This is a genomic window from Rhodococcus sp. WS1 (assembly GCF_003797745.1).
In the GTDB taxonomy this organism is placed as follows: domain Bacteria; phylum Actinomycetota; class Actinomycetes; order Mycobacteriales; family Mycobacteriaceae; genus Rhodococcus_F; species Rhodococcus_F erythropolis.
In genome coordinates this window covers 2,673,352-2,686,568 of the sequence record NZ_RKLZ01000001.1, presented here as the reverse complement: position 1 = coordinate 2,686,568, position 13,217 = coordinate 2,673,352, and the positions used below count along the sequence as shown (strand labels likewise).

Annotated in this window: 12 protein-coding genes and 1 pseudogene; 6 read left to right on the top strand and 7 right to left on the bottom strand. The window is 60.8% G+C overall.

Annotated elements, in window-relative coordinates; genetic code table 11:
• The first annotated feature begins 135 nt into the window (after positions 1-135).
• Both EEB12_RS12390 and EEB12_RS12385 read left to right on the top strand, forming a co-directional pair.
• Positions 136-1,134, top strand: coding sequence for an alpha/beta hydrolase family protein (locus EEB12_RS12390; RefSeq protein ID WP_181447631.1), 999 nt, complete (start codon positions 136-138; stop codon positions 1,132-1,134).
• Positions 1,127-2,337 (top strand): annotated as a pseudogene (locus tag EEB12_RS12385) (saccharopine dehydrogenase family protein). Before EEB12_RS12390 ends, EEB12_RS12385 begins: the two are co-directional and overlap by 8 nt.
• Here the strand turns inward: EEB12_RS12385 and EEB12_RS12380 are convergent.
• Together EEB12_RS12380 and EEB12_RS12375 are read right to left on the bottom strand one after the other, a co-directional pair.
• Positions 2,338-2,682, bottom strand: a complete 345-nt coding sequence (locus EEB12_RS12380; protein ID WP_019746690.1) for a hypothetical protein — start codon at positions 2,680-2,682, stop codon at positions 2,338-2,340. It lies immediately after the preceding pseudogene.
• A gap of 92 nt (positions 2,683-2,774) precedes the next feature.
• Positions 2,775-3,152: a hypothetical protein gene (locus EEB12_RS12375; RefSeq protein WP_003941183.1), complete on the bottom strand. Its 378-nt coding sequence runs from the start codon at positions 3,150-3,152 to the stop codon at positions 2,775-2,777.
• Between the two features lie 63 nt (positions 3,153-3,215).
• Here EEB12_RS12375 and EEB12_RS12370 point away from each other — a divergent pair, with 63 nt between their 5' ends.
• Both EEB12_RS12370 and EEB12_RS12365 read left to right on the top strand, forming a co-directional pair.
• Complete coding sequence (locus EEB12_RS12370) at positions 3,216-3,794, top strand: CGNR zinc finger domain-containing protein (protein ID WP_046377863.1); 579 nt, start codon at positions 3,216-3,218, stop codon at positions 3,792-3,794.
• 159 nt (positions 3,795-3,953) lie between these two features.
• Entirely contained in the window at positions 3,954-5,561 is a 1,608-nt protein-coding gene (locus EEB12_RS12365) for an ABC transporter substrate-binding protein (protein ID WP_046377864.1), read from the top strand.
• 341 nt (positions 5,562-5,902) lie between these two features.
• Here EEB12_RS12365 and EEB12_RS12360 read toward each other — a convergent pair whose 3' ends face one another.
• Complete coding sequence (locus EEB12_RS12360) at positions 5,903-7,420, bottom strand: MFS transporter (RefSeq protein WP_258537486.1); 1,518 nt, start codon at positions 7,418-7,420, stop codon at positions 5,903-5,905.
• A gap of 158 nt (positions 7,421-7,578) precedes the next feature.
• Here EEB12_RS12360 and EEB12_RS12355 point away from each other — a divergent pair, with 158 nt between their 5' ends.
• Positions 7,579-8,253: a TetR/AcrR family transcriptional regulator gene (locus tag EEB12_RS12355; protein WP_007727120.1), complete on the top strand. Its 675-nt coding sequence runs from the start codon at positions 7,579-7,581 to the stop codon at positions 8,251-8,253.
• On the opposite strand, the gene EEB12_RS12350 is transcribed toward EEB12_RS12355, so the two are convergent.
• Positions 8,243-9,202, bottom strand: a complete 960-nt coding sequence (locus EEB12_RS12350; protein WP_030534848.1) for a DMT family transporter — start codon at positions 9,200-9,202, stop codon at positions 8,243-8,245. The genes EEB12_RS12355 and EEB12_RS12350 overlap by 11 nt on opposite strands.
• Before the next feature lie 146 nt (positions 9,203-9,348).
• Here EEB12_RS12350 and EEB12_RS12345 point away from each other — a divergent pair, with 146 nt between their 5' ends.
• Entirely contained in the window at positions 9,349-9,753 is a 405-nt protein-coding gene (locus EEB12_RS12345) for a YHS domain-containing protein (RefSeq protein WP_315985409.1), read from the top strand.
• A 79-nt stretch (positions 9,754-9,832) separates the two neighbouring features.
• Here the strand turns inward: EEB12_RS12345 and EEB12_RS12340 are convergent, their stop codons facing one another.
• From EEB12_RS12340 to EEB12_RS12330, 3 genes are all read right to left on the bottom strand, one after another.
• The gene (locus EEB12_RS12340) at positions 9,833-11,155 is read right to left on the bottom strand and encodes an MFS transporter (protein WP_030534847.1); all 1,323 of its coding nucleotides are present in this window, start codon (positions 11,153-11,155) and stop codon (positions 9,833-9,835) included.
• Positions 11,139-11,666 (bottom strand): carboxymuconolactone decarboxylase family protein, encoded by a 528-nt coding sequence (locus EEB12_RS12335; RefSeq protein ID WP_141487836.1) that lies wholly within the window; start codon positions 11,664-11,666, stop codon positions 11,139-11,141. The genes EEB12_RS12340 and EEB12_RS12335 overlap by 17 nt, the downstream gene beginning before the upstream one ends.
• A gap of 73 nt (positions 11,667-11,739) precedes the next feature.
• Positions 11,740-13,170: an MFS transporter gene (locus tag EEB12_RS12330; protein ID WP_020968303.1), complete on the bottom strand. Its 1,431-nt coding sequence runs from the start codon at positions 13,168-13,170 to the stop codon at positions 11,740-11,742.
• Between the last annotated feature and the right edge of the window lie 47 nt (positions 13,171-13,217).

Sequence of the window (13,217 nt, the reverse complement as noted above, 5' to 3'; positions counted from 1 at the left end):
CTCGCTTCTCGACATCTTCGCCCACAACTGTACTATCGAATGCAATACGATCGTTTCAAATTCGTACGTTAGGGCGGGAAGATGGCAGCGGAATCGATGAGCGAGGGCAAAAGTAAGCCTCGTTTACGCAGGTGGATGGTTACTTCCCTGGCGGTGGTCGTTGTTCTGATCGCGACTCTGGTGGGCTGGACGCTGTACCAGAACACCTATGACATCCGTGAGGAAAAAGTGACGATCACCGGGGGATCGGTGCCGCTCCAGGGAGTCCTTGCACTGCCCGAACACGGTGACGGTCCCTTCGGGCTCGTGGTTTTCGTCCACGGAGACGGCCCGGTCGATGCAACACATGAGACGTTCTATCGACCGGTGTGGGAGGCGTTCGCAAAGGCGGGGTACGCGTCACTCTCCTGGGACAAGCCGGGGGTGAATGGGGCACCGGGCAATTGGCTCGACCAGAGCATGGACGATCGCGCGGCAGAAACGGAAGCGGCAATCGAGTGGGCGCGGGGACGTTCGGATATCGATCCGTCTCGTATCGGTCTGTGGGGTGCAAGCCAGGCAGGGTGGGTGATGCCCAAGGTGGTGAACCTCGACCCGGACGTAGCGTTCGTCATTGCCGTGGGTCCCGCGATCAACTGGCTCCAACAAGGCGAATTCAATACCCTAGCCGAACTTTCCGAGAGAAATGCGTCGGCCGACGAGTTCGAGAAAGCGCGGGTCGATCGTGCGAAGAACTTGGATCAGTTGGCCCGTGATGCATCGTACGACGATCTCGTGGCCTCCGGCGAGGCCGACGGTCTCACCGAAGACCGGTGGAACTTCATTCGAAAGAACTACCGATCGGATGCGCGAGCCGATCTCGAATCCGTGAGGGTTCCGGTGCTCTTGATCATCGGCGGACAAGACGTCAACGTCGACGTGGCCGATACCGAAAGGGTGTACCGCGAATTACTTGACTCGCCAGGGCAACTGGTGGTCAAGAAGTATCCCGACGCCACTCACTCGATTGTGGAGAAGGACCTCGAAGACTCGGAAGTGATGTCGGCTCTGGTGGCCGTCCTTGCTCCCCGTTCTATCTTCGCTTCCGGTTATCTAGCGGATCAGACTGCATTTTTGGAGGGAATTCATGGCTGACGGAGTCACGGTTGTCGCACTGGGCGGTGCCGGTGCCATGGGCTCGGCAGCAGTTCGTCTTGCTGCAACATTGCCGGGAATCGGCAAGGAGTAGTCGCGGATCGCGATATCGATGCTGCGAAGCGTCTTTCAGTTGAACTGGCGCAGGCGTCAGCGCAAGTCGAGGCGCGCAGCATCGACGTCACGGACGGTCGCACGCTACGTGAATTGTTGGATGACGCAGACGTCATCATCAATACCGTCGGCCCGTTCTTCCGTTTCGGTGTCGGCGTTCTCCAGGCAGCGATCGAGACCGAGACGCACTATCTCGACTTCTGCGACGACTGGGAACCTGCCGTCGACATGCTGGAATTGGACTGTGCTGCCAGGGAAGCCGGAATCTGTGCGGTAGTCGGCATGGGCGCAAGTCCCGGGATGAGTAACCTCCTGGCCGCGATGGCAGTCTCGCGATTGGACGTGGTCGACGATCTGTACACAGCCTGGCCGGTTGATGTCGAGGGCGAGGACGAGTCGGTAGACACACTGAGTGCAGCGGCCGTTCACTGGATGCAGCAGATCAGCGGCACGGTTCCAGTGGTTCGTGCGGGGCGAATCGTCAACGAAGAACCGTTGCGTTCCATCGCACTCGAACTGCCCGGCGGACGTCGGGGGAACGCTTACGTGGTCGGGCATCCGGAGCCGGTGATGTTTCATCGGACCATCAATCCTGCAGGGCATTCGGCAAATCTGATGGTGATCACACCGGAAACCGTGGCGTTTCTCGACGTTCTCCGCTCAGATATCGACAAGGGGAGAATCGATCTCGACTCGGCTGCTGAAGAATTGGGCAAGCCCTCGCTCCGGCGGATGATCCGTGCTGCGCCTCGAATGCTCACGCGTGCCGGTCATGGATCCTTGCCGTTGTTTTTCGCCTCGGCGACCGGGGTGCGCGAAGGTCGAGAGATGCGCGTCGTGGCACGGATCGCTGACGATTCACCGGTATCGGAGTTACTGTCGGACATGGCCGGTGCAACCGGAATCCCCTTGGCGCTCGGCCTTGCTCAGGTGGTGTCCCGGCTGGCCGACGGAACGATTCGGGATCCGGTCGGTGTGCACTCAGCCGAGAGCGTCATCGACCCGGACGTTCTGTTCACTGCACTGGCGCGGTTGTTCGGTCGAACCGACTGGAGTGACATCGTTACCGTCGAATCCGAGTTTCGCTAGTCAGTTCGCGGCGTGCGATCCGATGCGACTGCGGATTTCGGTCTCGACGCGATCTGCGTCCTTGGGGCTGAATGAAGGCGCTCCGCGGCCGGCGAGGGTGAGTACCACCGCGGTCTCCTTCCACGGGCGTGAAAGATCCAGGCTGTACCACGAGCTGAAATCTGTTGTTCCCCAAATTCGTAAGCGTCCACTCAGCCATGACATGACTCCGAGGTCGACGGATTCGATCTGTGAGTACGGAACGAACTTGCTGACAAACGGGAAGTAATAGTGGCGGATCGTGACGCCCTGATCGTCGATTCGGACGGTCCTGTCCTCGTAGATCGTTGATGTCCCTGTACTCACAGTGAAAACCCGGTCCCTGCTGTTCGACGCTCTCGGCGGATGCCGAAAACCAACCATACAGTCTCTACTGGGGCGGGTGACCCGCCCGAGTGTCAGGCGCTGGTAGTCCTCGCGACGACGAGATCGCTCACCGCGATCTGAGCGTTGCCGATTGCCGCCTGAACCGGTTCGCAACTACTCGATGCTCTGGCGAGCGCAAGAACTGCGGTGAGTAAGGCGGCGTCGGGCTCTCCTTCGAACGGTCCGCTCTGGACGTCGAACTTTCCAGCTCGCAACTGCTTTCGGGCATTGATTCCAAGTTGTGAAATGACCTCGTCCATCGCGGTCAGGCACTGGGCGAGCGCGCCGATCGACCAGTAGAGATCGGCAGCGACGACAGGCGTCTCCGATGCCACGGTGCCGGCGCGGCGCAATCGGTGATGAGTGTCTCGGAGTATCTCGGGCAGTCTGTGGTCTGCGCAATGTTCCATCCCGCTGCCTCCGTAAGGTGTAAAGTTGGGTTATTCAATTACGGTAAGGCAGGGCGGTAAGGGATGCAAGTAGTTTTAGACGATTACGTCGTCGGTGCGTCGTTCGCGACCGACCTGGTCAACACCTCGCCCCGGGTCTGGGTGGAGGCAGGTGACGCGTTGGCTGACCCCCAGGCGCTTCACGATCTACTGGATGAACATGGACTCTCGCCGGATGCGCTCCGCAACGGGCGTCGGCTTACCAGCGGTGAACTTGCCGACGTGCAGGCACTCAGAGAGGAGATTCGTTCGATTCTCGATGCTCCGACTTCTGATGAGCTCGTTGATCGCACTGATCAACTCCTGCAGACTGTCCCGCATCACGTTCGACTCGTGCCTGATGCCCAGTACGACTATCGATGGAATGCGGTACCGGACAGAAGAATCGATCTCACGGGTGAGCTTGCGTTGTTGATCGGCTACTCGTTGCTGGGGACTCTGCGCACATTGGGGTACGAACGATTCCGCCCATGCGCGTCGCCGACGTGCAACGGGGTGTTTGTCGATACAAGCCGGGGAGGGCGACGCCGCTACTGCATGCCGGCGTTGTGCGGCAACCGAATCAACGTCGCGAATCACCGTCAACGGCAGCGTCGTACTTAGTCGTCAACGATGGCGTCGCACTTAGCGCCTGCGATTGCCCGGTCGATAGTGACAATCGAACAGAGTACGGCCGACTGTATGGGGAACTTCAACGAGATACAGACCACGTCAGTCCCGCACGATTGTCGCCATGGCAACTCCTAGTAGATGGCGGCTCGTATGAAAGCCCGTTCTGTCTCCGCGACAGCAGTTATCAGCGTTGGCGTATTCACTCTGGCCGGGTGTGGCGGCGCATCCGGCCCCGAAGGTTCGGTCGGTGAGTATGCAAAGGACGGCAGTTTCACGACTGTCATCAACGCCGATCCCGGAAATCTGCACCCTCTGATCACCAACCTTACGTCGACTCAGATCGTGAACGCGTACTCGTACGATTCGTTGATCGACATCGATGCGCAAACCCGCACGGTGCGTCCGTATCTGGCGGAGAGTTGGCGTGAAGAAGGAAACACGCTGAAGTTCGTGCTCAAGAAGGGCGTCACTTGTGCCGACGGCACTTCCTTCACCGCACAGACCGCGGCCGATGACATCAACTGGGTCATGGACCCTGAAAACGCTTCACCGCTAAGAGGATCCACCGTGCCGTCGTCGACGGTCGCGTCCGCGGACGGTGACGAACTGACGGTCACTACAGCCGAACCTGCACCCTTCTTGCTCTCCCGAATAGGCTCGATGCGGCTTCCGTGCGCTGCGACGCTCGAAGACCCGGCCAGCATCCGTTCGAGTAGCAACGGAACGGGTCTGTTCAAGGTCACCGAAGTTGTTCCCAACGATCACATCACGATGGAACGCCGCGACGGTTACACCTGGAGTCCGAACGGTGAGACCACTTCCGACACTCTCGGGGTGCCGAAGACAGTGACGATCAAGATTGTCACCGATCCGAGTACGACGGCGAATCTTGTTCTCACCGGTGGAGTGAATGCCGCGGCGGTGACCGGTTCGGACGAGGAACGAGTCTTGGCAGCGGGTCTGGATTCGAAGACCTACACCACGTTGTCCGGCGAGTTCATCTTCAATCATTTCGCGGCCCTACCCACGGCAGACCGTGCTGTACGGCAGGCCCTCGTGCAGGCAGTAGACCTGGACGACTACACCGAGATCACCACCGGCGGTAAAGGAACCCGTGCACGCGCCCTCGCGGTTTCGGAACCCCTTGCCTGCGACTACAACAGTGTCGAAGGGACGATCCCCGATTTCGACGTCGATGCAGCAAAGAAAACGCTGTCCGACGCAGGTTGGAAGGCGGGTCCCGACGGCCTCCTGACGAAGGACGGTCGACCGCTTGCCCTCAACGTAATTTTCAACAACTCACGCGATACAAACTCTGCCGCCGCGGAATACGTAGCAACACAGTGGGAAGGACTGGGCGCGAAGGTGAAACTGACTGGCGGCGACTACAGTTTCGTCATTGCCAACACATTCAGCACCACCGACCTGTCGTCGTGGGACGTTTCCATCGGTTTGACGCTGGGGAGTGATACGCCGAGCATCTTTGCGAAGTACTTCACCGGCCCGCCCAAACCTGAAGGAGTGAACTTCGCTTCCCTGGACAACAAGAAGTACATCGAATTGTCCACTGAGGCTTCGCTTCTTCCCGGTGACGAGTCCTGCAAGGTCTGGGAGGAAAGTGAGCGCGCGTTGTTCAACGACATCGACCTGCTGCCGGTATCCACGACTCCCGCTCACATGTTCTTCAACGGCGCAACGTCGATCTACCCGCCGTCGAGCGGAATCCTTCCGGGCTCGGCGATCCGTGTCCTGAAGTAGGACCCTCGGCAAACGCTCACTTTCGGGTATTGATCATCCGAAGTGCAAACCGAAATACCACTGCAGCACCGGCACCTGCAGCCAGGCCGGCGACGACATCGGCAAGAAGAACACCGACGCCTATGCCCAGGACGGCAGCAGCGGCGACGGCAAGGGCGACGTCAGCACGAGGAGCGGCGATCGCGGCATCCTTTCCCCGAGTATCGAACGAGCACCCATCTCAACGGAGCATGTCACGAAACGGTCGTCTGCAGGTGTATCAACCGCAAAATGTGTGAAACGCGTCGGCCCCGGCGGAGTTGGACTCCGCCGGGGCCGTGCTGTGTGTGTTGCGCACTTGCTCAGTGCGTCGGGACGGATTCCTTCGACGTGGTCGGGGACGTATCGGTGTGCTGGCTACCAATCTCCTTGCGGGAGTTCGAGCCGTTGAACCGAGGGAGGAAACCGGCCAGGACGAGTGCGATGACGGCGGATCCGGCAGCGAGGGCCATGACGACGCGGAAAGCGTTCTCCGACGGCAGCGTTGCCCCACCGACGGACATGGTCATCTGGGCGATGACGACACCCGCGATGGCGCTGGCGAATGATGTACCGAGGGAGCGCATCAGAGTGTTGAAGCTGTTGGCCGCTCCGGTCTCGGACGGAGGAACAGCCCCCATGATGAGAGCGGGCATTGCGCCGTAAGCCATACCGGTACCGGCGCCGATGATTACTGCGATCACGATCAGTTCCCAAATCGAGTGCATGGCGAAAATGCCGATGCCGTAACCGATTGCGACCACAATGGCGCCGAGCATGAGCGTCACCTTGGGGCCGTGCGAATTGGTGATGCGTGAGGACAGCGGAGAGATCAGCATCATGATGATGCCGGAGGGAGCCATGACCAGACCTGCGGTGAGCATCGAACCGCCGAGGCCGTAACCAGTGATTTCAGGCAGCTGGACTACCTGGGGAAAGACCATGCTGGCGGCGAACATCGCGAATCCGAACACGATGGATGCGAGGTTGGTGAAGAGCACCTGGCGGCGGATGGATACGCGTAGATCCACCAGCGGCTTGGGGGTGCGTAGTTCCCACCATGCCCAGAATCCGAATATCAGGATCGCGGCGCCGAACAGGGAAAGCGTGAGCGTGCTCGTCCAACCCCAGTCGCCACCCTTGGAAATTGCGAGTAGAAGAGCGATGAGGGCGGCTGAGAGTGAGATTGCTCCGCCGAAATCGAACGTGCCTCCTGTGCGAACCGCCGATTCGGGGACCAGGACGACAACAAGAACGGCCGCAAGCGCGCCGAGCACGGCTGACGCCCAGAACAGGACGTGCCAGTCGGCGTACTCGGCGATCAAAGCCGCGATCGGAAGCCCCAGAGCGCCACCGACTCCCAGCGAAGCGCTCATCATCGCAACAGCGCCGGCGAGCTTCTTGGGTGGAAGCACGTCGCGCATCACACTGATACCCAGCGGAATGACACCGGCAGCAAGGCCTTGCAGGATTCGGCCGGCAACGAGGGGGATAACGCTTGAACTGAGTGCTCCGACCACCGAACCGGTTACCAACAGCGCCATGCTGATCAGGAGTAGACGCCGTTTGCCGAACATGTCGCCCAAGCGGCCCATGGTCGGGACGGCGACGGCGGCGGCGAGCAGCGTGGCGGTCACAGCCCACGCGGTATCGGACGCCGGCGCGTTCAGGTACTCGGGCAGATGCGGGATGATCGGGATGACCAGCGTCTGCATGAGCGAGACGACGATGCCGGAAAACGCCAGAACAGCCACCACTGCGGTGGTGGATGGCGACTTCGTTGTCTGTGGCGGCGTTGTCGGTGGTGGCGTTATCGGTGGTGGAGAAGTGGTTGACGACATTGCGGTAACTCCATCGGAGGAAGAACGAATAGTGGTTTAAGTCAGTTGATTGAACTAAAGTTAAATCAAGTGACTGACTTAACGGAAGGGTGCGCCTCCGATCGTGACGAATATCTCCGGTGCCGAGCAGCTTCGGATGGTCGAGGATGATGGTGTCCATGACTACGAGGACTGAGGACGCGTCGGCCGACGTCGGCGGCGCCGCAAATTCCGCGCGCTCTGCTGCAACCCGAGACCGCATTCTCGCCGTCGCCGAGCAGTTGTTCGCCGAGCACGGAGTCTTCGCGGTTTCGAACCGCCAGGTGAGTGAAGCGGCAGGTCAGGGCAACAATGCAGCCGTCGGATACCACTTCGGGACCAAGACCGATCTGGTCCGCGCGATCGTGAACAAGCATTCCCAGCAGGTCGAGAAGAAGCGTGGCGAACTGCTGTGTGAGATCGAAGGGTCCACAAACGTTCGTGACTGGATTTCGTGTCTGGTTCGGGCGTCGACCGATCACTACGCCGAAATGGGTGGCCCGACTTGGTACGCGCGGTTCAGTGCACAGATTCTCACCGACCCGGTCCTGCGGAAAATCGTCTACGACGAGGTATTGGCCTCGCCCACCCTGCAGGAGACGCTTCGGGGACTCTCTGACTGTCTGGCCGACATGCCGATGAGTGTTCGACGCGCCCGCGCGGATATCGGACGCAATGCGATCGTGCACATGTTCGCCGAACGTGAGCGCACGCTTGCCGAAGAGGGGCCGGACGCGGTCACGTCATGGGAGGACTTCACGACCGACCTCGTCGACGCGCTGGTCGGACTTTGGACGGCTCCGATCAGCCGCTGACCGGCCGTTTGTCCGCGCTAGCCGCCCGCCCCGGGGCAACCCTGCGCAATGGATCTCGCGTCGGCGGAAGATCCAGGAGCAAGCCCACTCCGGCAAGAATGATGACAAGACCGCCAACGAGCGCGAAGGTAACAGGCTCGTTCAACCACAGCACTCCGATGGCTGATGCCGAAATCGGAACGAGAAGAGTGACGGCCGATGCCGCGACTGGACCCGCCTGACGAATTATCCAGAAGTAGACCAGGTAGCCACCGGCGGTAGCCCCCAGCCCCAGGGCCGCCACGGCGATGAGTGGACCGACGGTTATGGGCCCCGGTGGGGGAGCGACGGCGGACACGGGAACCAATAGGGCAACCGCGGCAAGTTGTTGTCCGAGGGCCAGTGTCATCGGTGGAGTGTCCTGGAACGACTTTCGTGCGTAAACACCTCCGACTGCGTACAGCAGCGCCGCGGTCAAAGATGCGCCAATGGCCAGCATTGCGCGACTGTCGATCGCTGAAGGAATTCCACCGACGAGCACCGAGACGCCGACGATGCCGATCGCGACCCCCGAGAGTTTTCGCCAGGTGATCTTTTGTCGAAGCCAGAAAGCGGCGACGAATACGGTGAACATCGGCGTCGTGGCATTCAGGATCGACGCCGTCGACGAGTTGAGGCCGACGATCGCAGTTGCGACAAGCGTCAGGGGCCCAGCGACGTTGAGGGCTGCCAGCAGTAGGAATGCAGGAAACCGGTGACCGACCGCGCGCCAGGTCGATCTGCTGGAAGCCGTTATCAGTGCGAGAACCAACGCTGCAACAATGAAGCGGCCGTGCGTCGTGCCGACGGCGCCGAGTGTTGGTGCTGCCACAGCAACGAGGGGGAACGAGCTTCCCCAGAGCGCGCCGACCAACAGCAAAGCTCCAACTACGGCGAATCGGCTGCTGCCGATTGCTTTCCAGTTCTTCATTGCGCCTCTTCGTCGACGACCTCGCGGACATGGATGGTCGATGCCAGACCTACCCTATACCCCCAGTGGGTATAATGCTTCTTGTGTCATGATGCTGTAGGTGATCCGAGACTGAGGACGCATTATTCGTTCTTCTCCAATGGTTTATGTGTCGAGGCGCTGTACGCGCAGACCTTCAAGTTATCTCCTATATACCTATAGGGGGTATGTTGGTGGTTGTGTCGGGCTCGCTTTCCGGGCCACATCCGTCCAGCAAAAGAACAGGAATCCCAATGAGTAGTTGTGGCTGTGGAAATACCCCGAAGGCTGACGCCAATGGCGCTGTAGGCACTGTCGGTACGGCGATGCCGACCGGTGGGAAAGACCTACTCAACTCTGGCAGTAGTGAACTCGTCGAATGTCGGGTCATGCCCGGCAGTGTGATCGAAAAGGCGCGTGCCGAAGCGGAAGGCCTGTTCCGTGACTACGAAGGTAATCGGTACTGGTTTTGCTGCAAGGGTTGTGGTCCTCGATTCGACGCAAATCCGCGGAAGTACGCTGACGTGAGCTGAGTGAAAAGTGGTGGTGCAGGCGATGCCTGCACCACCACTTTCGTTGAGGCCCAATCGGGGTTCGGGCAGACCGTCGACATCAGACGGTGCGAGCGCATGCGCACTGGGTGGCCGCCAAGGTGCATTCGCCTCGCGTGGTTTCGTACGTCGCTTGTACGGGCAATTCAGCAACTGTCTCCCGAGGCCAAAGTGCAAATCCTGCAACGGCTCCCACTGCGGCAAGCGCTGCAAGGATGCTCCAGGTGACCGCAAATCCCGCGCTCGAACCAACCCATCCGGCGATCGGATAGGTGACAAGCCAGGCGAGGTGTGACAGGGAGAACTGGGCTGCGAATACCTCCGGTATACCTGCGGGCTCGACGGAGCGCCGAAGTACTTTTCCGGTCGGCGTGACGATCATGGCCATCCCGGCGCCGACGAGTGCCCACACTGCGGCAGTGAGCATCCACGTGAATACACCGGCCACGGCGAGGGCTGCTGCCGCGCTGGCACTGACGACCAGGACAACGGAACCTGCTGTCATCACAGTGCGTTCAGCGGTTCTGTCGAGAACGCGTGGAAGAAGCAGCGCGGTCACCAACGTGCCGGTGCCTGACGCGGCAAGCATCCACGCCACGTCGGATTGGGTTCCACCGAGCTCGTCGCGGACGTAGTTGACGGTGTTGACCACGACGATCGAACCGGCTGCTGCCACCACGAGATTGAGTGCCATGATGCCGCGCAGTCGCGGTGTGGTCACGAAGATTCGCACCCCCGACGCGATCCGATCCCACGCCTTGCGGTGAGTACTCCGGCGAGCGTTGGGGATTCGGGTGGCCAGCACGAGCAGTGCCGAGACCGCAAAGCCCACGGAGGTGGCGACGAACAACAGGTTGAATGTCATGAAGGACAGTGCGACTGCGGCAAGAACAGGGCTGAGCAGGCTTTCCATAGTGTAAGCGACCTGCGATGCAGACAGTGCGCGGGTGAAATCGGCCTCGTCGGTCACGATGTCAGGGATGACCGCTTGGAACGTGGGAGTGAACGCTGCCGACGCAGCTTGGAGAACGCCTACCAGCACGTAGATGTGCCAGATCTCGCTGACGAAGGGCAATGCGATCACGACCGCTGCACGAAGGGCGTCGAGGGCAACGAGGAAAGCCCGTCTCGGCAACCGGTCGACGTACGCCGCCGCGAGTGGAGCGATCACGACGTACAGGGACATCTTGATCGTCAGCGCGGTGGCCAGCACAGCTCCGGCGCTCGGCCCAGCGAGTTCGTAGGCGAGTAGACCCAGCGCAACCGTCGCCAATCCGGTGCCGAACAGCGCGATGATCTGGGCGCTGAAGAGCAGGCGATAGTCGCGAATCAAGAACAGACGCATGCTGTTCCGTTCCGGTGCGGTCCTAGCCGTCCGGTTCATCTGGTTTCACTCCCGCGACAAGATTGAAAGCTCCGGTCAGGACATTGAGGGCGACGATTCCGACGACGTCAGCGATCTCGCGATCACCGTAGCCGTGCGCTCGAAGGCCCGCGATGTGTTCGTCTGAAATCGAGGCAGGCTCCCGATAGACGCGAAGTCCGAGGTCGATCATTGCCGCGATTGCGGGATCGGCGGACGTGCCCGCGCGGGCACGCTCGATCTCGTCCGCCTCGACGCCGTTGGCGTGCGCGGCGGCAACGTGGGCTTCGAGGCAAACAGCGCAACCTTGCTGGACCTGCACGGCGATCGAGATTCGCTCGGTGATCTTGCGGCTCAGTTTCGCTCGCTTCATTGCCCGGCTGAGTTGCAGATAGCCACCCAGTACGGCGGGCGAATGAGCCATCGCCGCGACCATGTCACCGACCTGTCCATGACGGTTGACGAGTTCGGCGAGAAGGTCTTTAGATGCACCGACAGCGGTGGCGGGTGTGAGAGATGCAAGGCGCGACATAACGAGTCCTAAGTGGTTCCGCCGGTGGTGGGTTCGGCTGGTGACAGCCGGCCGAACCCACCACCGGAGTTGGTCAAGAATTGACGGTGGATTGAACGGTTCGAGGATCGTCGACCTTGGTCGACCGCATCACGACCGCGGTGATTGCTGCGCCCACCACTGCGATGGCGGCTGCTCCCAGGAACACGGCGGAGAAACCGTTCGTCAACTCCGTCAGGTCACCGAGTTGATCAGCGCCGAACACTGCTGCGATCGCGGTCATCACCGCGAGGCCGACAGCCGAGCCGACCTGGTAGCTGACGTTGACGATGCCGGAAGCCAATCCGCCCTCTTCCGGGCGTGCAGCCGAAATCGCCGTACCGAGTGAGGGAATGAACGCCAGCGTCATACCTGCCGCAGCCACGAGCGACGCCGGCAGTACGTCGACCCAGAAGTTGCCGGTGGGCCGGATCAACGACATCCAACCCAAACCGATTCCCAGTACCAGCAATCCGGTCACGATCATCGCTTTTGCACCGAAGCGTGCCATGGCCCGTGGTGCCACGACGACCATGCCGAGCATGACGAAGATCGTCATCGGCAGCAGCGCCGCACCGGCCGGGAAGGCGCTGTATCCGAGCACTTGCTGCAGGTACAGGTTCAGGAAGAACCACATCGGTATCCAGGCAGCGCCGAGGACGAGCTGAGCGATGTTCGCGGCACCGAGGTTGGGCGCCTTGAAGATTCCCAGACGCACCAGAGGTTCCCGACGCTTGGACTGGATCAACACGAATGCACCCAACAGAGCGGCCGAAACGGCGAGCGCCAGCCACGTCTGCCCGGATCCCCATCCGACATCAGGTGCTCTGACGATGCCGAAGACTCCGACAGCAAGACCTGCGGTGACAGCGAGTGCGCCGAGGAAGTCGATCGACCCGGTACGTGCCGGTGCGTTCGGCATCAGGAGGGGAGTAGCGATCAGCGCGATGACGGCGATGGGAATGTTGAGGTAAAACACCCAAGGCCAGCTGGTGTATTCGGTGATGACGCCGCCGAGGAACACTCCGGCCGTACCGCCTGCCGGGGCGGCAGCGCCGTAGATGGACAGCGCCTTGGTCATCTCTTTCTGCGTGCTGCCGAACAGCATCATCAGCAAGGTGAGCGCCGATGGTGCGATGAGTGCGGCACCGGCACCCTGAACGGCGCGGCCCGCAAGTTCGACGGCAACGTTACCGGCGGCACCGGCGACAACGGAACCGATCAGCAGGATCAGCCAACCAGCGGAGAACACTCTGCGGGCGCCGAACAGGTCGGACAGGCGGCCGCCGAGGAGGAGTAGCCCGCCGAATGCGATGACGTACGCATTGAAGACCCAGGTCAGGCCTTCCTGGGAAAAGCCGAGATCGCTCTGCATCTGGGGGAGAGCGACACCGATGATCGAGGTGTCCATGATGACCATGAACTGAGCGGCGGCGATCAACGCCAACGCCCACCACTTACGGGTGGATTTCGGTTGTGTGGACATTCTGAGTTCCTTACCTCTACGGGGTATAGGTGATGCTCGTGTGGTCA